We start from the raw sequence: 20054 nt of genomic DNA, 5'->3' as shown, positions 1-20054 counted from the left end.
GCGCGCCACCGGGACCGACGCGCACTCGCAGCCCGGCAGCGCGCCCCCGGCCAGCCCGGCCACGCCGACCGCCGCACCGGACCGGCGGGGCAGCACCCGTTCCAGCACGCGGGCGGGCACGAACGCCGCGATGGCCCCGCTGATCAGCACACCCAGCACCAGGAACGGCAGCGCCTGCACGCAGACGGCGACGAACACGGTCGACCCGGTGCGCAGCGCCGGCACGTCGAACAGTCGCTGCAGCCAGCCCTGCCCGAGGATGGCGATCAGCAGGATCGCGCACAGCAGCTCGACCGAGCCGATGCGGAACCGGCGTTTCCGCTCCGGCGGGTCCGCGGTGTCGGTGCTACCTGCAGGTATTCGCTGCAGCGTAAGCGCCGGGTCGTCGGCAAATCTGCTCGGCTCGTGTTCAGTGGTCTTTCTTGCACATGCGGTCGATGCACTGCCGGATTCCGTCCATGTCGATGCCCCGCGCCCGCATCGCCTCGTCGAACTTCGGGCCGAGGTTCTTCTTGTCGGTCAGGCAGCGCAGGAGGTCGCACAGGTCCGGGCCGTCCGTGGACGTGGTGCCGGTCGGCGGCTGGAGTTCGTGGAAGACAGCCGCGTTGCGGACTTCCTCTCGCTCGAAGGGGATGCCTCGGTGTGTCACCCCCTCGGCCGTGATGTCGAAGCGGTAGATGCCCGGCAGCGGCGCGACCATCGTGGTCTGGAACACGCCGGGATCCACCTCGGCGAGTGTGATGTTGAGGTGGCTGCCGTCCGGGCGTTCGACGTCGGCCTGAACTTGAGCACGGTTCGCGACCGGCTGGCCGTACTCGGTGAGAGTGGTCCGCACGGTCATGGTCGAGCCCACCTGGTAGCCGTCCTGGGTAACGGCGGCCGTCATCCGCAAGTTGGAGAAGGTGTGCATGCTGACGCAATATCTGGCGCCCTTCGCGACCAGGGCCTGGGCGGCGGCCGGGTTCTTGTCCCGCAGGATGCTGATCTGCCGTTTGAACCGGGCGCGGTCGATCTCGAGGACGGCGGTCCAGGTGCCGGCCTGTGCCGGCTGGGTCAGGGGCACCGGGAGCATGAAGGATGCGGTTTTGGTCGTGTCGACGGTGTCGAAGGTGACGTTGACGGCCGGGCCTCCCGCTTCGTCGATCAGCGTCCCGTCGGGTGCCAGGAGGGCGAGGTTCACCACCGGGTAGTCGGTCAGGAGGATCACGCGGCAGTTGATGTCGGCCTCGCTGAGGCGGAACGGGACGGTGATCCGGGTGCCGCCGTTGATGTAGCCGAGCGGATCACGCACGATGCTCGTGTTGGTGACTCCGGCGAGGATCTGGAGGAAGAACTTCTTCACCCGGAAGAAGTCGTCCGTCGAGGGGGTCAGCACTCCGGAGAGCAGGAGGCCGGTGGGCGAGATGGAGTTCAGGGCCGCGGTGTTGACCTGGAATTCGTTGCCCAGTCCGACGGTGTGGACCTCGGCGTCGACGGCGCCGAGCCCGACGGCGTCGGCGATCGAACGGGGCCGGTTCTCGATTCCGTCGGTGAACACCAGCATCGCGTTCTTGTCGTAGCTTCCGGCCGGGAGCGCGCTCAACTCGTTGTGCCCCATGACCAGGCCGTCGCCGACCGAGGTTGCTCCGTGAGCACCGTGCGCGTCGATCGCGGCCGCGGCGGCGTCGCGCACGGCTTGGGACACCACTTTGGTGATCGGGAAACCGGGGTACGTCGGGTCGTTCGAGGGGTAGGCGTCGTCGTCGAACCGGGTGAGGCCGATCCCGTTGTTGTCCTGGATCAGCGAGGCGAACAGCTTCGCGGCGTCCTTCAGGACGTCCAGCCGGGTCAGGCCGCTGGTGCCGGCCGCCCAGGCCATGCTCCCGGACTGGTCGAGGACCAGCTCCACGGCCACCGTCGGCCGGTGCACGGTGTTCGCGCGCAACTCGAACTGGAAGTCCTCGCCCGTCTCGTCGCAGCGGATCGTGACGTTGACGGGTCCGTCGCTGTGCGGAGCTGTTCCGACGGCACCCGCGGTGTACTGGAACCAGATCCGGACGTCCTGGTACTGGTGCGCGTGTGCGCCGTGCAGGGCGAACGCCTGGCCGACGGCGACGCCGAACGGCGCGGCGGGCGTGGTCGCGGTGGTGACCCGCAGGGTGGTGTCGACGCAGGTGTAGACCCGGATGACGGCGGCCCGCCAGGTGGTCTCCTCTTCCGGGACGTCGTTGAAGATGACCTGGTAGCGGTTGGTGCTCGCGTTGAACGGGTTCTCGACCTCGTCGATGCGGAAGCTGGTCTGGTTGGTGTCGTAGCAGGGCGGTGCGACGACCGACGGGTCGAGGTAGGTGTGCGGAACGCCCTGGTTCTCGTGCGTCGGTTCCCACGGCCGGATGGGCCGGTTCTCGCTGACCTGGATTCCGGTGCTCCAGGGTTCGACCAGGTGGCTCAGGTTCTGGATCTGTGTGTTTCCCAGCAGGTCCGGTACGGGGACGTCCAGGTTGGTTTCCGCGCCGTAGACCGTGGTGGCGGCCAGCCGCTCCGGATGCGCCGGATCGGTTTGCCACTGCGCGTAGATCCGGTCCACGTTCGAGTGGATCAGGAAGACGAAGGGGTCCCGGAACGCGTTGTGGGGGCTCACATTGGCGTAGTAGCCGTGCGCGAGGTCGTGCAACTGCTCCAGCCCGGCGCGCATCTGCGGATAGGCCGCGGGGTTGTTCAAGCCGATCGCGTTGGACCGGGCGTTGCCGGGGTCGTAGGGGACGGGCGCCGAACCCGGGACGAAGGGCGCCCGGGTCCGCGGGATGTCCGTCGGCGGGTCCACGGGGTTGTCGGTCACGTCCCGATTGGGCGGGTGACCGGAAGTTCCGGCGTCGGGGTCGTAGAAGCCGGCCGCGAGCCAGGGATCTCCGGCCGGCCCGGAGGACGAGCCCATGAAATCGGCGTCGAACAGGTTGACGAGGCCGGTCGTGCCTCCGCCGGTGTTCCCGTTCGGGATGTTTCGTGGGTCGTCCTGGAAATCCCAGTAGTGCAGGGAGAGCTGCGGGTTGATCTGGCGCAGCAGTTCCTCGAACCGGTTGGTGAATTCCCGGTGCCAGGGCAGGAATTCCGGCCCGCGGTGCACGTGCGTGGCCTGGTGCACTTCGTCTTGCTTGAACCACCAGCTCACCCCGCCCGGCGGTGTGTCGCTGCGGCTGCCGGGGTAGAAGCGGTGGTGTAGCTCGATGATCGCGTCCCGGAGCAGCGCTCGCTCCGCGGGTTCGACGTGCGCGATGTTCCGCCGGATCCCGTCTCCCAGTGCCATGGGACAACCTCCAAGGTCGCTTGCGTCGCCGACCGGATTGACGATGAACGGCGTCGTCGGCGAAGGCGTCCCAGGTGAAGAGCGGGTGGATGGTGCGCTGATACATGGTTGGTGGATGTGTCCGATTATTGAGTCGTCTGGAGCTCGCAACGAAGCAGGGTTCGGACGACGCCGTTGGGTTGAGTGTTGTCAATTGATTGAATCCTGTTTCCGGCGGCCTGATCGTAAATTCCCGGCAGCTTTCGTGGTATGCGAGGCGCTGGGCGATCGGCTGGAGATCGGACGAGGTGTCCGAGGCTGGCGACGACCAGGTGCCTGATGGCGGAGGCTGATCAACGACTTGCTGTGCCTCGACCGGCGGGCGGCGGCGGTCGATGTCGGCTGCGGGGCCGGCCGCGCCGTCGCCGAGGGTCGCCGAGCGCGAGGCGAACGCCATTGGTGCCGATCCCGACGCGCGAATGCTGGAGGTTGCGCGTCGGCGGTGACCGGAGTTCGACTTTCGGCGCTGCTGGACGGCGGATTCGCCGATGCCGCCATGCTGCCGGTGGTCACCGGTCTTGCGCCGGCCGGCGGGTTCCAGGCCATCCCGTCGTTCGTCGCTGCGGCAAACCCGGCCCCGAGTGCGAGCGGAACTCGTTTGGTGGCGGGAAGATCCCTGGCTATGGTCGCGAGATGACGGGCTCGAAGCCAGATTCCATGCCGACGTTCAAGCGGCCGCGGTTCGTTTGTCCGCACCCCGATTGCGGTGCGTTCGCGCAGCAGAGCTGGACCATGGTCGTCCGTCGCGCCGGCAGCAGTGGTTACGTCGAACACACCTTGCCGCTGCAGTTCGACTCGGAGGTGCCGAGCGGTGACCCGGACGACGCTGCCCGTTGGTACGCAGCGGAATGCGGTTCGTGTGAGCAGATGTCGCTGTGGCTGGACGAGAGGATGGTTTTCCCAAGCCAGGACTGGCTCGGCGAGCCCGCCCATGCCGACCTTCCGCCCCAGGTCGCCGACCTGTACGCCGAAGCGGCGTCAGTCGCTCCGCGTTCGCGGCGGGCCGGTGCAGCTCTCGCCCGCGCGGCGGTCGAGAAGCTGCTGCGGCATCTGGACCCGGACGCTCCGAAGTCCGCGTCGCTGGAAAAGCGCATCGAACGGATCATTCCTCAGGTCAGCTCGAGGCTGCAGAAGCAGCTGCAGCTGGTCCGGGTGACCGGGAACGGCGCGGTTCACATCGACGACGAGCCGGAATCGATCGTTCTGCTCATGCTCGACGACGATGAAGGCCCGGCTCTCTTGGAGATCCTTCTCGACACAGTGAACCAGCTGACCGAGGAACTCATCACCCGTCCCCGGGTCGTGGAAACCCTGTTCGACCAGCTTCCGGAGAAGGTCCGTGCAAAGTACGCCGAACAGCCCTGACAGTCGCTGATCGTGGAGTCGACCTAGGCGGAGCCGCCTATCCCGCGGCGGACTTGTCCGGCTTCCCCAGTCGTAGGTGCTCGATGTGGTAGACGGCCTCGTCGAGCAGCTGGGCGACGTGGTTGTCGTAGAGGCTGTAGACGATGCTGCGGCCGGAACGAGCGCCGGAAACCAGGCCGAGGTTCCGCAGCAGCCGCAACTGGTGGGAGACCGCGGACTGCTCCATGCCGACGGCTTCGGCGAGCTCGGTGACCGGGCGAGGCCCTTGGCGCAGCTCGGTCAGGATCAGCAGCCGGCTGGGCGTGGCCAGGGCTTGCAGCGTCGTTGCGACGTGGGTCGCCGATTCGGCGTCCAGCCGTCCGGCAGGCCGTTCACGACCTTCGACCCCGTGTCCCATGGCCGGAAGTGTAGCTCAACACACGTATGAAGACGTCTTCATGTGTTCTGTTATGGTCGAAGGATCGGTCTTCTGATCTGGAGGTTTCCCGTGTCCGCGACCTTGAGCGCCCCTTCGGTACGCCCGGCGGCGCCCGCCGTTCCGATGCGGCGGACGAGGCTCTTCGCGTTGCCCGAGATGCGCTGGGCCGCGGCCGCGCTGGTGCTGTTCCTGGCAGGCCTCGCTGTGCAGCTCGCGGGCGGGCCGGAGTGGTCGTGGTGGGCGCTGTACCTGGCCTGCTACGCGGCCGGCGGTTGGGAGCCTGGCTGGGCCGGGCTGCAGGCGCTGCGGGAGAAGACCCTGGACGTGGACCTGCTGATGGTCGCGGCGGCGATCGGCGCGGCGGCGATCGGGCAGGTGCTCGACGGCGCGCTGTTGATCGTCATCTTCGCCACCTCCGGCGCGCTGGAGGCGCTGGCGACCGCGCGGACCGAGGACTCCGTCCGCGGCCTGTTGGACCTCGCACCGGAGACGGCGACCCGGATCACCGGCGACGACGAGGTGGTCGTGCCGGTCATCGAGCTGGCGGTCGGGGACGTGGTGCTGGTGCGTCCGGGGGAGCGGATTCCCGCTGACGGGACCGTGGCCGCCGGGGCCAGCGAGGTGGACCAGGCGACGATCACCGGCGAGCCGCTGCCGGTCGACAAGGCGGTCGGGGACGAGGTGTTCGCCGGGACGCTCAACGGCACCGGCTCGATGCGCGTGCGGGTGGCCCGCCGCGCGGAGGACTCGGTCGTGGCGCGGATCGCGACGCTGGTCGAGCAGGCCGGGCAGACGAAGGCGCGCACTCAGCTGTTCATCGAGAAGGTCGAGCAGCGCTATTCGATCGGGATGGTCGCCGCCACGGTGGCGATCTTCGTGCTGCCGCTGCTGTGGGGCGAAGCGCTGCAGGACTCGCTGCTGCGGGCGATGACCTTCATGATCGTCGCCTCGCCGTGCGCGGTCGTGCTGGCCACCATGCCGCCGCTGCTGGCCGCGATCGCCAACGCGGGCCGTCACGGTGTGCTGGCGAAGTCCGCCGTCGTGCTCGAACAGCTCGCCGCGACGACCCAGGTCGCCTTCGACAAGACCGGCACCCTCACCTGCGGCACTCCGGAACTCGCGGAGGTACGCGTTCTGCCCGGTGCCGGAATGGGCGAAACCGAGGTGCTGCGGCTGGCCGCGGCTGCCGAGCGCCTCAGCGAACACCCGCTGGCCGACGCCGTAGTCGGTGCCGCGCGAGCCCGAGGCCTGCGGCTGCCGGGGGCCGAGGAGTTCAGTGCCCAGCCCGGCCGAGGCGTTTCCGCCCTCGTCGACGGCCACTTCCTGCGCATCGGCTCTCCGGCCGCGCTCATGCCCGATGAAGTCGACGCAAATGCCGTGGCGACCATCGAGGAGATCCAGCAACGCGGGCAGACCGCCGTGCTTGTCCTGAGTGAGAAGCAGGTCGTCGCCGTGCTGGCCGTCAGCGACCAGACTCGCCCCGAGGCCTCGGCCGCAGTCGCCGCGCTCACGCGCCTCACCGGTAAGTCGCCGGTCCTGCTGACCGGGGACAACCACGCCACCGCGGCGCGGCTCGCCGGCGAGGTCGGCATCCGTGACGCCCGCGCCGGTTTGCTCCCGGAGAACAAGGTCGCCGCCGTACGCGAGCTCGAGGCCGCCGGAGCACGGGTCACCGTGGTCGGCGACGGCGTCAACGACGCACCCGCCTTGGCCGCCGCTCACGCCGGGATCGCCATGGGCGGCGCCGGTTCGGACGTCACCTTGCAGACCGCCGACGCCGTCGTCGTCCGTGACGACTTGAGCACGATCCCGGCGCTCATCGCTCTTGCGCGCCGGGCCCGCCGGGTAGTGATCGCGAACCTCGTGATCGCCGCGACGTTCATCGCCGTGCTGGTGCTGTGGGACCTGATCGGAACCTTGCCCCTGCCGCTCGGTGTGGCCGGCCACGAAGGTTCCACGGTCATCGTCGGCCTCAACGGCCTGCGGCTGCTGCGCTCGGCAGCATGGCGGCGAGCCGCTGGAGATTCCGGCCCCGCCAGCTGAACAACGCCGCCACGGTCCGGAGGTCACGGGCGCACAGCGAGGTCGGCCCTGACAACCAGGAAGTTCGCCCACCGCGCGGCGTAGCGCCGCCGTCGAGGCGCCGCCGGCGTGTGGCCGTCGCCGGAAGTTCACCAAATCGGCACGCTTCCGGTCTCCTTCCGGCGAAGCGCGGCAGCCACCATTCCGGTGCCCGTTCGAGACTTGGAGGTTCCGTGCCCGCTTCCCTGCTTTCCCGGACCGCGCGGCGGCTCGCCGTGACCGTCACCGCGGTGGCTGCCACGCTCGGTGTCTGCACCACCGCCGCCGACGCCACCGTGTACAGCTCGTGCACGCAGACCCGCTGCACCGACGCCCGCTCGGCCAACACGACCTGGCAGAGCAAGGGCTACCCCGGCACGCGCGGCTGGTACGACTGGCCCGGCGGCAAGTGCAACTACGCGGGCGGCACCTACCAGAACCGCGAAGGCGAGCTGCCCACCAGCCACTCCTTCCGCGAGTTCGACGTCTACCCGCGCACGTGCGGCGCGGCTCGTGACGCGTACCGGATCGTCGTCGACCTGACCACCGGTGTCGTGTGGTTCTCGCCCAACCACTACACGGACTTCTACAAGATCTGAGCCTGCTCAGGTCAAGGCCGTGCTCCGGCGTCCGCGCCGCGCGCGCCGAGCACGGCCGCGGCCGCGGCGACCAGAACCACGGCCAGGCCGAGGAAACCGGTGCCCAAGGTGGTCGCGACGGCGATCGTGCCGACCAGTAACGGGCCGCCGGCGTCACCGAGTTCGCGTCCGACCTCGGCCGCGCCCATGGTCTGTCCGAGTCGCTCGGGTGGCGTGATCGCGGCCAGGTGCGCGAACCCGAGCGGTGTCGCCAGGCCGACACCGGCCCCGATGGCGACCGCCGCGGTGAGCACGCCGGCGGCCCCGGGAATACCGGCGGCCAGCACCATCCCGGCCGCGGCCAATGCGAGTCCGCAGGCCATGCCGAGCCCGTCCCGGAGTCGGCCGGCGTCCCGGGCGCGGCCGGACCACGGCTGCACCAGTGCCGAGCACAACGCCAGCAACGACACCGCCGCGCCGGTCACCAACGGCGTCAGACCGGCGGCGGCCCCCGTCACCGGCAGGAAGCCCACCCCGACCGCCAGGGCCGCGGTCGTGGCGGCGAGCGTCGCGGTCGGGCGCAGGAAAGAGGCCGCGGTCAGGCGGCGGACCAGGTCGAAGACCGTCTGGCGGGCGCGCGGCAGCGGCGGAGCCGCCGGGACGACGACGGCCGCCCAGCCGGTGACGGCCAGCGCGAGCACCGCGAGCGTGGCGAACAGCAGCGAAAAGCCGCCGAGAGTGATCAGGACACCGCCGAGCAACGGGCCGGCGGTGTAGCCGATGCCCTTCCACGCCCCGTATCCGCCGAACGTCCGACCTTGGCGTTTCGACGGGGACAGTCTCGCGACGAGGGCCCCGGCGGCGGGGGAGAACGCCGCCGCGGCAGCGCCTTGGCCGAGCCGGGCCAGCCCGACGGCGGCGGGATTCCCGGCGAGGACGAACGCGGCTGACGCGGCGGTGAAGGCGAGCAGGCCGCCGAGCAGGACCGGACGCGGTCCGATCCGGTCGGCCAGCGAGCCGAAGACCGGCTTGAGGATCACCTCGGCGCCGTCGTAGACAGCCAGCAGCAACCCCAAGGTCAGCAGGGAAGCGTGCTCGCCACTGGTGTAGGCGCCGAGACTGGCGGCGATGCTGTGCGCGCCGAAGGCGGTCACGAAACCCGCTGCGTACAGCGGTCGCAGGGCGGCGGCCACGTCAGCTCGAGGTCAGCACGGGCCGTAGCGGAGTGCGCTCGGCGAGTTCGACCAGCCGGACCAGCAACCGGCGCAGCAGAAGGAAACCGGCCAAGGAGACGCCGGCTCCCAGCAAGAGCCCGGCGGCGACGTCCTGGGGGTAGTGCGCGGCGATGTACACGCGGGAGAACGCCATCACCGCGGCGCCGATCGCCGCGATCACGCCGAGCCGCCGGTGGACCAGGAACAGCCCGGCGGTGACCGCGCCGGCCATCACCGCGTGATCGCTGGGGAACGACGGGTCGAGGCTGCGCTGCGCCAGCACCAGGATGTCAGGCAGCGTCGTGTACGGGCGGGGCTCGCCCACGAGTGCCGCGAGCGGCTGGTTCGCGGCAAGCGCGAGCAGCATGCCCAGCGGGGCCCACAGCGCCGCGGCCACCCGGACGGGGTTCGCTTGCCGGCGTGCCAGCCACCAGCCGGTGAGCAGCAAAGCGGCGAACAGGACCAGGCCGTAGGCGGCGTAGGCCGAGACGATCGGGTGCAGCCATGCGGTGGCGCGGGCGAACTGGTTGACGGCGAGGAACAGTTGCGTGTCGGCGTTCATGTCGGGCCTCGGTTCACATCTGATGCAGGGCTTGGAAAACGAGATCGGTGTAGGCGGCGAGCCGATCGGCGCAGTGCTTGAGGCGGACCTCGGCTTCAGTGGCCGATGGCGCACCGAACACGTCGCGGACCTTCAGCTCCCGGTGCCACCGCCGCAGGCGCTCGAGGCTTTGCTCCTCTTCTTCCAGTTCGGCCATGGTGAACTTCTCGACGCGGATCTCCTTGTCGATTTCGGCGTCGAACTTGCCGCAGTCAGCCAGGAATTCCTGCCATTCGTCCTCGCGCTCGGCGGTGAACAGTGCTTCCAGCCGGGCGCTGTCCCGCTCGCTGCGCCCGGCGGCGTCGAGCAGCACTACTTCGCCCGCGCCGCGCTCGGCGAGCTCGACCACCCGCCGGACGCCCTCGGCGAAGCCCGGTACGTCCGGCACCGCCCACGTGCCCTGTCCCAGGGAGAGCGCCCCGATCCGGCGCAGCTCCCGCCACACGGCAACCCGATGCCGTGATGGCGCGGCGGGAACCTTCACCACCAGCACCTGCCACTTGCCCGACCTGTCAGTCACGAGTGTGAATGTATCAGGTGTTACATTTGGTTCTGTGCGACGCCTCCAGGGCGGCGACCGGCAACTTCGTCGTCGACGTCCTGCCGGCGTCGCTGGTCGCGGCACTCGGCCAGGCCCTGGCCTTCATCCCTTCGCTCGGTACGGCGAGTTCCAGCGCGAAGCTCGAGGAGGGCAGTCTCGCGGCAGGCATCGTCAACACCGCCTCCCAGGTCGGGTCCGCGCTCGGCCTGGCCGCGATGACCGCGGTCGGGCTGTCATTCGGCGCCGACCAGCACGGCGACCCGGTCGTGCTGACCGGCGGCTTCTCGGCGGCGTCCGTCGGGGCGGCGGGCATCGCGCTGGTCGGCGGCTTCTTGGTCATGGCGACGTTGAGGAGCAGCCGGCGTCCAGCGGAAGTGCCGGCCGAGGAGGTCGTCGCCAGTTGACGACCTGGTGCGGCCCGGCTCCTACACAGTTCGGGGCGGTAGCGCGAACTCGCGCTGCCGCCCCGAATGCATCGGGCGATCAGGCGTGCACGTGCGGCACCCTGTCCGGGCTGATCCGGGCGGTCACCATGGCCTGGAAGTGCGGGCATTCGGCGATGTCTTCGTGATCGCACTCCAACGCGCAGTCGATCAGCTCCAACGATGCCTGTGCGGCGGCGATCCGGGCAGCGAGCTCGGCACGGTGACGGCGCAGGACGGCTGTCCGTCCAGCCGGGTCCTGGGCAGCGAACATCTCCCGGATGTCGTCCAGGCCGAACCCGGCTTCCTTCGCCCGCAGGATCACCGCGACCCGGTACAGGTCGCCCGAGCCGTAGCGGCGACGCGACGCGGTGACCCGGGTCGGGCTCAGCAGGCCCATCGATTCCCAGTGCCGCAGCACGTGCGTGGCCAGGCCGAAGCGCTGCGCGATCTCGCCGATGCTCATCTCCGCGTCGCTTGACTTCATGTCGACATTAAGTCGCAGCATGGCCGACATGTCCAGCACTACAACCGCTCAACCAGACGACGCCACCGAGGCCCTGATCCGGCTGCTCGACGTCGCGGACACGCTGCCCGGTGCGGCCGAGCTGCGCGCCCACACCTACGACCTCTTGCGGCTTGACGAGGGCCGGCACGTCGTTGACGTCGGCTGTGGCGCCGGCCGCGCGGTCGCGGAACTCGCCACCCGTGGGTCGCGGCCGATCGGCGTCGACCCGGACTCCCGGATGCTCGCCGCCGCACGGCGGCGATGGCCGGAACACGACTTCCGGGAAGGCGTCGCTGCTGAGCTGCCACTCGATGATGGCAGCGTCGCCGGCTACCGCGCCGACAAGGTGTTCCACGAGCTCGCCGATCCCGCCGCCGCGCTGGCCGAGGCGCGGCGGGTGCTGGAGCCGGGCGGGTGGATCGTCCTGATCGGCCAGGACTGGGACACCTTCGTCATCGACTCCGACGATCCGGAGCTGACCCGCACGATCGTGCACGCCCGAGCCGGTACCGTGCCCAGTCCACGGGCCGCCCGCGGATACCGGACCCTGCTGCTCGACGCCGGATTCGAGGACGTCACCGTCGAGGTCCGGACGGCGATCTTGACCGACAGGTTGATGCTGCCGGTGCTGGCCGGGCTCGCCGCTGCGGCGTCGGCCGCCGGGTCCGTCGAGCGCGACCAGGCGGAGACCTGGCTGGCCGAGCAGACCCGGCGCGCGGAATCGGATCGGATGTTCCTGGCTCTGCCGTTGTTCATCGCCGCAGGTGTCAGCCCGAAACGGTGATCGCCAGGGCGACCCAGCCCACGCTCGTCGCGGCGAACACCGCCGCGACGAGCGCCTGGAACCCGCGTACCCGGCTGAGACCGGGACGCACGGCCAGCGGCAGGAACAGGAGAGGTTGCACGACGGCGCCGAGCGTGACGAGCGCGGCGATCCAGAGCGGCAGCGCAGGGAGCGCCGCGCCGACGGCGACCTGGATCGTGCCCATCATGACCAAGTCCAGATGGGCCTGCCGGATGCGCTTCGGCCGGCTGACTCCGACACGGTGCAGTGCCGACGGCGCTTGGATCACGAGGACCATGAGCCAGCCGGACAGGGCGGCGACGGTGAGTTCGGCGATCCCGGCCACGACGAGCACCTTCATCGGGCGAGGACCAGCTCGGCCAAGCGGTCCGGATCGTCGATCATGGGCACGTGGCCGCTCCCCGGAAGGGGAACGTGCCGGGCAGCGGGCAGGACTGCTTGCGCTCGCCGGAATTGGCGCGGCAGGAGCAAGCGATCCTTTGTGCCCCAGGCAATGGTGATCGTGCGCTGGTCGAGCTCGGTGCCGTCGCGGAAGCGGTAGTGGCGGCTGTGCGGGAGGGTCGCGCCGACACCGGCGGCTTCGGCGAACTCCCGTACCGTTCGTGTCGCCTCCGCCGCGCTGAACCGGCTCGGATGGCTGAAGTAGATGCCGAGCGCGGCAGCACGCAAAGCCTGACGGCGCATCAGGTGCGACGCGACCGGTGCGAGAAGCCGCGCGAGTACGCGGGAGGTCCGCAGAACCCCGACGACGTACTTCACGTCCCGGGAGGTCCAGAACCCGATCGGCGACAGCGCGACCACGGCCCGCGCCCGCCCTCGCCGTGCCAGTTCCAGTGCGATCGCCCCGCCCAGCGAGTTGCCCACGACGACCGGCCGGTCGAGGCCGAGGTTGGCCAGCAGTCGCTCGACCTGCCGAGTCAGCTGCGGCACGTCCAGGACGCTCCGCCCGGCAAGCGGGGAGGCGCCGTGGCCGGGCAGGTCGACGATAACGAGTTCGCGGAAGGGCGTGAGCAGCTCGGCGATCGGATCCCAGGCGTGCCGGTCGTGGCCGATGCCGTGCAGCAGCACGACCGGTGGACCGCTGCCACGCCGCTCGAACGCCAAGGCGTGGTCCATCGGCAGCCTCCTCCATAAAGTGAACACTGGTGTTCGACTTATCTGCGATCGGAGCGTACCTTAACTCGAACAGGAGTGTTCGAGTTAAGGAGCTGGAGATGACTCACCCCAGTACTCACGTGGCGCATGACGCGCCACCGACGCCGCGCCGCTGGTGGGTGCTCGTCCTGCTGTGCCTGGCCCAGTTCATGGTCATCCTCGACGTCACCGTGGTGAACGTGGCGCTGCCGGTGATCGCCGACCAGCTTCACCTCGACCGAGCCGGGCTGACCTGGGTCGTCACCGCCTACACGCTGTGCTTCGGCGGCTTGATGCTGCTCGGCGGCCGCCTGGCCGATGTACTCGGACGCCGACGCGTCTTCCTGGCCGGGCTGGCGGTGTTCACCCTCGCCTCGCTGGTGTCCGGGCTCGCGGCGAACGCGACGATGCTCGTCGCCGCGCGCGCCGCGCAGGGCGTCGGTGCCGCGCTGCTGTCGCCGTCCGCGCTGTCGATCGTGACGACGACCTTCCACGGTCCGGACCGCAACCGGGCCCTCGGCGTCTGGGCGGCGATCGGCGGCGCGGGCGCGGCCGTCGGCGTCCTGCTGGGCGGGGTGTTCACCGTGGGACCGGGCTGGGAGTGGGTGTTCTTCATCAACGTGCCGGTCGGCGCGGTGGTCGCGATCGCGCTGCCGCCCCTGATCAGGAATCTCCCGGCGCCGCGGTCCGCGCGGGTGGACGTGCCGGGCGCGTTGGTCGCCACCGCAGGTGTCGCGGCGGTGATCTACGGCCTCGTGCGGGCGGGGGACAGCGGCTGGGCCGACCTCCGGACGCTGATCGCGCTGGCCGCGGGACTGGTGCTGCTCGGTGTCTTCGTCACCATCGAGCGCGCGGTGCCGGAGCCGCTGGTGCGCCTGACGACGTCGGCACGGCGGCCCGTGGTGGCCGGGAACCTGGTGATGCTGGTGGCGTCCGGGCTGTTGCTGTCGGACTTCTTCCTCGCCTCGCAGTACCTGCAGCACGTGCTGCGGCTCGGCGCGTTGCGAACCGGTCTGCTCTTCCTGCCGGTCGCGCTGGTGATCGGCCTCGGGACGCATCTCGGCGTCCGGGTCGTCGGCCGGTTCGGCGGACGGCCCGCGGCCGCGGCGGGGTTCGCGCTGGCCGCGATCGGAGCAGTACTGCTGATTCGGCTGCCGGCCGAGGGCAACGCGCTGGTCATGCTGTTGCCGGGGTTCGCCGTGTCCGGGCTCGGGCTCGGCGCGGCGTTCGTCGCCGCGACGACCACGGCCATGGCCTACGTCGACCCGCACGACGCCGGCGTGACGTCCGGGCTGATCAACACCGGCCACGAGCTCGGCGCGAGCCTCGGGATCGCGTTCGTCTCGACGCTGGCCGCGAGCAGCCTGGGCGCCGGCGCGGGTGTCGGCGGCTTCGGGGCGGCGTTCACAGGTGCCGCGGTCGTGGCCGCGGTGATGGCCGTCGTGGTGCTCGGGCTGGTCCCGGCCGGACGTCCCCCGGCCACCGACGGGCCGGTGTTCGCGCACTGAGCACCGTAGGGTTGGGCCCGTGAGCAGCACGACAGGCCGGCGCCGCGCCGACGCCGAGCGCAGCATCGCCGCCATCCTGGACGCGGCCGCGACGAGCCTGGGCACGCAGCCGCAGATCAGCATGGCGGAGCTCGCCCGGACGGCCGGCGTCGGCCGCGTCACGCTCTACGCGCACTTCCCGTCGCGGGAAGCGGTCCTGGAGGCGGTCCTCGAGCGCACGATCGCCGAGGCCGGAGTCGTGCTCGAGGAAAGCAAGCCGGAGGACGGCCCCGCCGACGAGGCGCTGCGCCGGCTGCTGCGGTCGTCCTGGCAGGCCCTCGACCGGCACCGGCGGCTGTTCGAGGTCGCGCAGCGCGAACTTGGCCCGGCCCGGTTGCGGGAATTCCACGACCCGGCGATCGACCGGATCGACAAGCTCGTCGCCCGCGGCCGCCAGGACGGCGTCTTCCGGACCGACTTGCCGCTCAGCTGGCTGGTCACCACGGTTTACACCCTGCTGCACGCTGCTGCCGAAGACGTCAACGCAGGCCGGCTCCCGCACGAAGACGCCGGTAACGTCCTCGAAGCGACGCTGATGTCCGCTTTCGCGCCGCCACTTGCGTAGCGGGCTCGTGAATCGTCCACTTTGGTCACTTTGTCCGCTCCCATAAGCCGATCGTCGGATGACTTCCGCGGCAACGCGGAGGAGAATCCCCACCGCACTTGTTCGTGTCGTGGGCAATTTCCGTCGTCGCTGGGGGTGCGGGATGAGACGTTCTCGATCGGTGTTGCTGGGCAGCCTCTTCAGCCTGGTGATGCTGGGATCCTCGGTCCCGGCCAGTGCGGCGCCGGACGACATCCGGCCGCCCGCGGGAACCGTCCTCGACAACTTCCACCTGGTCGGTCATGCCGCGCTCGACGGCTTCGGTGACTACGGCGACATCTTCGCGCACGGGGACTTCGCCTACATCGGAAGCCGTTGCTCGGGCACCCATCAGGGCGGCGACGGCGTCCAGGTGGTCGACATCTCGCACCCGAACCGGCCGCGCCTGGTGAGCAAGCTGCCGAACCCGGCATACACCCGCGCCGAGGACGTCACAGTGCTGGACGTGCGCACGCCGTCCTTCACCGGCACGCTGGCCGTCGTCGGCATCCAGGCGTGCTTCAGCAGCGGCCACGAGACGGAGGTCGTGCCCGGCGTCAGGCTGTTCGACGTCACCGACGCGGTGCATCCGGCGCTGCTCGGGCAGTGGGACCTGCCGCAGGGGACAGTCGGCTGCCACGAGATCGACGCCGTGCAGCGCGCCGACGGCAAGGTACTCGTCGCCTGCGCGCGCAACCTCGTCGACCACCGAAGGAGCAACGGCGCGACCGCGCTGCACCTGATCGACGCCACCAACCCGCGCAGTCCGCAGAAGCTGACCGACTGGTCGCTCAACCTCACCACCGACCAAGGTGTCGGCTGCTCGGCCGTCCAGTTCGCGCACAGCGCGCGCTTCGAGGACGGCGGCAACTCGGTGTACGTCTCGTACTGGGACGCCGGCACCGTCCACCTCGACATCTCCCAGCCCGCCACGCCCGCGATAGTCAGCGACACCAAGATCACGCCACCGGACGAAGACGGCGACAACCACTCGATGACGCTGGCGAACAACGGCAAGTGGCTGATCATCAACACCGAGGACACGTCCCCGGAGGACTGCCCCGGCGAATCCGCGTACGGCGGCTGGGGCGAGGTCCACGTCTACGACAACACCAACCCGAAGCAGCCGACGTTCCTCGGCACGTTCTCCACCGGCGACAGCCGCTCGACCCGCACCGACGGCGAGTTCACCGACCACAACACCGAAGTCGCCTCGGGCGGCCAGTTCTTCTCGTCCTGGTACTCCGGCGGCATCGTGTGGTGGACGATGAACGACCACGGCGTCAGCGCCCAGCGCGGCCAGTTCGTGCCGCCGCCGAACAGCGACGGTTCCCCGGCCTCGGTCTGGGGTGTGTTCATCGACAAGAAGCACAACGTCATCCTCGGCAGCGACATGACCAGCGGCCTGTGGATCGTCAAACCCACCCGGCTCGACACCCTCTGACCAATCAGGAGGCATCGATGGGTCGCTCCCGTCTGCTCGTTTCACTGGTCGCCGCCTGCGCCCTGGCGACCGGAAACACCGCCTACGCCGAAGCATCGGCCGCGCCGACCGGCCCGGTGGACGCGCAGAACGTGACGTGGCTGGCGCACGCGGACACGCCGTCCGCCGTGGCCGGCCTGGCGTTCATCGGCTATCCCGGGCGCCGCGACTCCGACGTGATGTTCGCCGACGGGGTGTTCGGCCTGCGTGCCTGGTCGCTGTCGGACCCGAGGCACCCGAAGCTCATCGGTGAGCTGCCCGCGTCGGCGCTGGCGCTGCCCGGCGACGACGTCAGCAAGGGCTTCTGGGAGGGCGAGCACCTGCAGGTCGACCCGGTGCGGAAGCTGGTTTTCCTCACACGGGATCCGCGGGCCTTCGGCGGGAACAAGCAGACCGGAACCTCGGGGATCGACCTCGTCGACGCCCGCGATCCGGCCCATCTGCGGTTGATCGGCTTCCACGAGGAGCCGGGTGGCCATACCTCGCAGTGCATCAACGGCTGCCAGTACTTGTGGAGCGGCGGGCCGTCCCACACCGGCACCGGGAACCAGCCACCGGACTGGCAAGGGCAGCCCGCCTGGGTCACCGACGTAAGCCACCCCGAGCACCCCTACACCTTCCCGACGCCGGTGGATCTGCACCGCAACGACGGGGTCACCGACTACGTGCACAACACCGACGTCGACGCCGCCGGAGTCGCCTGGGCCTCGGGCGCCGGCGGTGTGCGCGGGTACTGGACCACGGGTGTCCACTTCGACCCGGTTCAGGGACGCGTCCGGTTCGCCACCGCGGCCGACCCGATCCCTTATGCCGGTGGGAAAATCATCAGTCCGAACGACGCCACCTACACCTTCGACCACAATTCCTGGCACCCGTTGCGCTCGATCGGCGGCTTCGCGCCGGGTGAGCTGCTCTTCGTCACGGACGAGGACTTCGGGGACACCTGCGCCGACGCCGGACGCCTGCTCATCGTGTCGCTCAAAGGCAGCTACGGTGGCGAAGCGTGGCGCTCCACGCCGGAGCATCCCTTCCGGCTCACGGTCGTCGGCGACTGGGGCCCGGTCGGGAGCGCGGGGGAGCAGCCGAACGCGGACTGCTCGGCGCACTACTTCGCGCCGCTCCCGGGAGTCGGCGACGGCAACATCCTCGTCCAAGCTTTCTACGGCCAGGGAACGAAGTTCATCGACTTCTCCGACCCCCGCCATCCGGTCCAGGTCGGCTACTTCTTCCCGAAGGACAGCGAGGCAGCGGTCCCGGCCTACCACGATGGACTGGTGTACGCCGCCCAATACTCCGGCGGCATCGACGTCCTGCGCTTCACGCCGCCCAGCCGCTCTCAGTGACGATTTGTCCGATTCGCGAATGACAACTAAGTTGCATAGTTGACGGAAAATTCCTGTCTGCTACCGCTAATAGTAGAGCGCGGTTTCCGGTAGGGCCGATCGGGTCTACCTCGATTTCGTAATGGGGAGTTAAACTCGCCCGTTGCCTCGATCGAGGTGTGTCGAACCGATTGGGTCACCACGGAAGTCGTGGCCCTGGGTGGCAGGGGAGGCTATGAGACATCGTTTGCTTGTCGCACTGGTCGTCGCCGGTTTTGGCGTCGGTATCGGTGCGCTGCCGGCGGTCGCGGTGCCGCGGAACGATCGCGGTGTCGCCGACGACGGTGCGGTCTACGGCGATCACGACCAGCAGCACGGCGGGGCGGGTGGGCACCTGCCCGCCACGAAGAAGAACGTTCAGCTGGTGGGCAAGGTCGGCGTGCACGACCGCGGCCAAGGCCGCGTCGCCGACGTCGGGGTTCTGGGGAACTTCGCCTACGAGGCCGCGTTCAGCTCGCCGACCTGCGTCAACGGCGGCGTCTACGTTTTCGACATCAAAAATCTCAGTCAGCCGAAGGAAATCGGGTTCATCCCGACCGCGGCGGGCAGTTTCGTCGGCGAGGGAATCCAAGCCGAGCACGTGAAGCTGGCCAGCGGGTTCCGAGGCGACCTGCTGCTGTTCAACAACGAGATCTGCGACGCGACCCAGCCGGCGCCGGTCGGCGGCGCGACGCTGGTGGACGTCTCCGACCCCTACCACCCCAGGGTGCTGGCGAGCGGCTTCGGCGACGTCGACGACCCGGCCGCCCCCGCGCACGCGGTGCACAGCGCCTTCATGTGGGACGCCGGGAACGGTAAGGAGTACGCCGTTCTGGTGGACGACGACGAGAGCGCCGACGTCGACATCTTCGACATCACCGATCCGGCCCACCCGGTGAAGGTCGCCGAGCACGACCTTGCCGCCCTCTTCCCGCAGATCCTGCAGCCGAACGCCGGGCTGGACACCGTGTTCTTCCACGATGTCGTAGTCCGCAAGGTCGGCAACCGGCAGATCATGCTCGCGTCCTACTGGGACGCCGGCTACGTCAAGCTCGACGTGACCGATCCGGCGCACCCTGTCTACGTTGCCGACAGCGACTTCACCAACCCCGATCCGGAACTGCTCGCGCAGACCGGAACCCGGCTGAGCCCGGAGGGCAACGGCCACGAGGCCGAGTTCACGAAGGACAACCGCTACATCATCGGCGCGGACGAGGACTTCGGGCCCACCCGCATCCTCGGCAGCACCGACGACGGCACGTCGTTCAGCGGGGCGCAGGGCGGGCAGGCGCAGCTCGGGGCCGACAAGTCCCTGGCCGGCACGACCGTTTACGTCGGCAGGGCCTGCACCGCAGACGGAGCCATCCCGCCGCCGCCGGCGACCGGTGGTCCGTACATCGCGGTCGTCCAGCGCGGGACCTGCACCTTCAACGAGAAGCAGGCCAACGTCGAAGCCGTGACAGCCAACGGGGGCTACGCGGGCACGATCGTGTTCAACCGCGAGGGTGACGGTGGCTGCGGGGCCTTCGGCATGACCGTCGACGCCACGAAGCCGATCATCTCGGTCGACCGGAAGACGGGATACTCGTTCTTCGATGCGGAGAGCCAGTACGACCCCGCGGCGTGCGCGGCCGGCCCGGCCGACGGATCGGCGCCGGTGCCGTTCGCGCTGGGCGCAGTGGGCGACAAGGTCACGGTGACGGCGAAGTTCGACGGGTGGGGTTACGTCCACCTGTACAAGAACGGTACCGGCAAGCTGCAGGAGCTGGACACCTACGCCATCCCCGAGGCGATGGACCCGGGGCACGCCGCAGGGTTCGGAGCCCTTTCGGTCCACGAGGTGGCGACGTCGCACTGCGACCCGTCGCTGGCGTACTTCTCCTACTACGCCGGTGGATTCCGGGTCACGAAGATCAAGGACAACAAGCTCGTAGAGGTCGGCAGGTTCATCGACGAGGGTGGCAACGACTTCTGGGGCGTCCAGGTCTTCCAGCGTGACGGCGTCGAGTACGTGGCCGCGAGCGATCGCGACTTCGGGCTCTACATCTTCCGCTACACCGGTCCCTGATCGGCTGTCCGTGCCCGCTGCCCAGGTGGCGGCGGGCACGGGC

Annotated in this window: 18 protein-coding genes and 1 pseudogene; 10 read left to right on the top strand and 9 right to left on the bottom strand. The window is 69.7% G+C overall.

The features are described 5' to 3' along the window. Nucleotides 1–360, bottom strand: a 360-nt coding sequence (locus G3I65_RS09530; RefSeq protein WP_309235353.1) for a permease, incomplete at its 3' end; no start/stop codon positions are given. A gap of 49 nt (nt 361–409) precedes the next feature. Continuing rightward, nucleotides 410–3283 carry a tyrosinase family protein gene (locus G3I65_RS09525; RefSeq protein WP_160695762.1) on the bottom strand — a complete coding sequence of 958 codons (2874 nt, stop codon included), beginning with the start codon at nt 3281–3283 and terminating at the stop codon, nt 410–412. Nucleotides 3284–3955: 672 nt separating this feature from the next. Here G3I65_RS09525 and G3I65_RS09520 point away from each other — a divergent pair. Next, a complete protein-coding gene (locus G3I65_RS09520) occupies nt 3956–4687 on the top strand; it encodes a DUF4145 domain-containing protein (RefSeq protein WP_160695761.1) in 732 nt (243 codons plus the stop codon). 37 nt (nt 4688–4724) lie between these two features. Here the strand turns inward: G3I65_RS09520 and G3I65_RS09515 are convergent, their stop codons facing one another. Then, nucleotides 4725–5084, bottom strand: coding sequence for a metalloregulator ArsR/SmtB family transcription factor (locus G3I65_RS09515; protein WP_160695760.1), 360 nt, complete (start codon nt 5082–5084; stop codon nt 4725–4727). Nucleotides 5085–5228: 144 nt separating this feature from the next. Between G3I65_RS09515 and G3I65_RS09510 the strand changes: the two genes are divergently transcribed. Both G3I65_RS09510 and G3I65_RS09505 read left to right on the top strand, forming a co-directional pair. Further along, complete coding sequence (locus tag G3I65_RS09510; protein ID WP_160695759.1) at nt 5229–7148, top strand: heavy metal translocating P-type ATPase; 1920 nt, start codon at nt 5229–5231, stop codon at nt 7146–7148. A 212-nt stretch (nt 7149–7360) separates the two neighbouring features. Beyond that, nucleotides 7361–7765: a ribonuclease domain-containing protein gene (locus G3I65_RS09505; protein WP_160695758.1), complete on the top strand. Its 405-nt coding sequence runs from the start codon at nt 7361–7363 to the stop codon at nt 7763–7765. An 11-nt stretch (nt 7766–7776) separates the two neighbouring features. Here the strand turns inward: G3I65_RS09505 and G3I65_RS09500 are convergent, their stop codons facing one another. Genes G3I65_RS09500 through G3I65_RS09490 form a run of 3 tightly spaced genes read right to left on the bottom strand, consistent with a single transcriptional unit; the run spans nt 7777 to nt 10052 of the window. Further along, the gene (locus tag G3I65_RS09500; RefSeq protein WP_160695757.1) at nt 7777–8937 is read right to left on the bottom strand and encodes an MFS transporter; all 1161 of its coding nucleotides are present in this window, start codon (nt 8935–8937) and stop codon (nt 7777–7779) included. Between the two features lies 1 nt (nt 8938). Then, complete coding sequence (locus tag G3I65_RS09495; protein ID WP_160695756.1) at nt 8939–9520, bottom strand: phosphatase PAP2 family protein; 582 nt, start codon at nt 9518–9520, stop codon at nt 8939–8941. A gap of 13 nt (nt 9521–9533) precedes the next feature. Further along, nucleotides 9534–10052 (bottom strand): Chromate resistance protein ChrB, encoded by a 519-nt coding sequence (locus tag G3I65_RS09490; protein WP_309235352.1) that lies wholly within the window; start codon nt 10050–10052, stop codon nt 9534–9536. Between the two features lie 83 nt (nt 10053–10135). Between G3I65_RS09490 and G3I65_RS09485 the strand changes: the two are divergent. After that, nucleotides 10136–10504: pseudogene (locus G3I65_RS09485) on the top strand (MFS transporter); the annotation flags it as partial. Between the two features lie 79 nt (nt 10505–10583). Here the strand turns inward: G3I65_RS09485 and G3I65_RS09480 are convergent. After that, the gene (locus G3I65_RS09480) at nt 10584–11039 is read right to left on the bottom strand and encodes a MerR family transcriptional regulator (RefSeq protein WP_375336668.1); all 456 of its coding nucleotides are present in this window, start codon (nt 11037–11039) and stop codon (nt 10584–10586) included. Here G3I65_RS09480 and G3I65_RS09475 point away from each other — a divergent pair. Continuing rightward, nucleotides 11038–11814 (top strand): methyltransferase domain-containing protein, encoded by a 777-nt coding sequence (locus tag G3I65_RS09475; protein ID WP_160695754.1) that lies wholly within the window; start codon nt 11038–11040, stop codon nt 11812–11814. The genes G3I65_RS09480 and G3I65_RS09475 overlap by 2 nt on opposite strands. On the opposite strand, the gene G3I65_RS09470 is transcribed toward G3I65_RS09475, so the two are convergent. Together G3I65_RS09470 and G3I65_RS09465 are read right to left on the bottom strand one after the other, a co-directional pair. Further along, nucleotides 11798–12175 carry a hypothetical protein gene (locus G3I65_RS09470; protein WP_160695753.1) on the bottom strand — a complete coding sequence of 126 codons (378 nt, stop codon included), beginning with the start codon at nt 12173–12175 and terminating at the stop codon, nt 11798–11800. The two genes, G3I65_RS09475 and G3I65_RS09470, sit on opposite strands and share 17 nt — an antisense overlap. Continuing rightward, complete coding sequence (locus G3I65_RS09465) at nt 12172–12939, bottom strand: alpha/beta fold hydrolase (RefSeq protein ID WP_160695752.1); 768 nt, start codon at nt 12937–12939, stop codon at nt 12172–12174. Before G3I65_RS09465 ends, G3I65_RS09470 begins: the two co-directional genes overlap by 4 nt. Nucleotides 12940–13049: 110 nt before the next feature. Between G3I65_RS09465 and G3I65_RS09460 the strand changes: the two genes are divergently transcribed. The 5 genes from G3I65_RS09460 (at nt 13050) to G3I65_RS09440 (ending at nt 20011) form a co-directional block, all read left to right on the top strand. Continuing rightward, nucleotides 13050–14477 carry an MFS transporter gene (locus G3I65_RS09460; RefSeq protein WP_160695751.1) on the top strand — a complete coding sequence of 476 codons (1428 nt, stop codon included), beginning with the start codon at nt 13050–13052 and terminating at the stop codon, nt 14475–14477. Nucleotides 14478–14496: 19 nt separating this feature from the next. Then, complete coding sequence (locus G3I65_RS09455; protein ID WP_160695750.1) at nt 14497–15081, top strand: TetR family transcriptional regulator; 585 nt, start codon at nt 14497–14499, stop codon at nt 15079–15081. Between the two features lie 142 nt (nt 15082–15223). Further along, nucleotides 15224–16543: an LVIVD repeat-containing protein gene (locus G3I65_RS09450; RefSeq protein WP_160695749.1), complete on the top strand. Its 1320-nt coding sequence runs from the start codon at nt 15224–15226 to the stop codon at nt 16541–16543. A 17-nt stretch (nt 16544–16560) separates the two neighbouring features. Continuing rightward, entirely contained in the window at nt 16561–17925 is a 1365-nt protein-coding gene (locus G3I65_RS09445; RefSeq protein ID WP_160695748.1) for a hypothetical protein, read from the top strand. Nucleotides 17926–18214: 289 nt separating this feature from the next. After that, the gene (locus G3I65_RS09440; protein WP_160695747.1) at nt 18215–20011 is read left to right on the top strand and encodes a PA domain-containing protein; all 1797 of its coding nucleotides are present in this window, start codon (nt 18215–18217) and stop codon (nt 20009–20011) included. Nucleotides 20012–20054 lie beyond the last annotated feature (43 nt).

This window comes from Amycolatopsis sp. SID8362, from assembly GCF_010550475.1.
GTDB classification, from domain to species: domain Bacteria; phylum Actinomycetota; class Actinomycetes; order Mycobacteriales; family Pseudonocardiaceae; genus Amycolatopsis; species Amycolatopsis eburnea.
The sequence above is the reverse complement of the archived record's forward strand: the minus strand, read 5'-3'. Positions and strand labels throughout refer to the sequence as shown.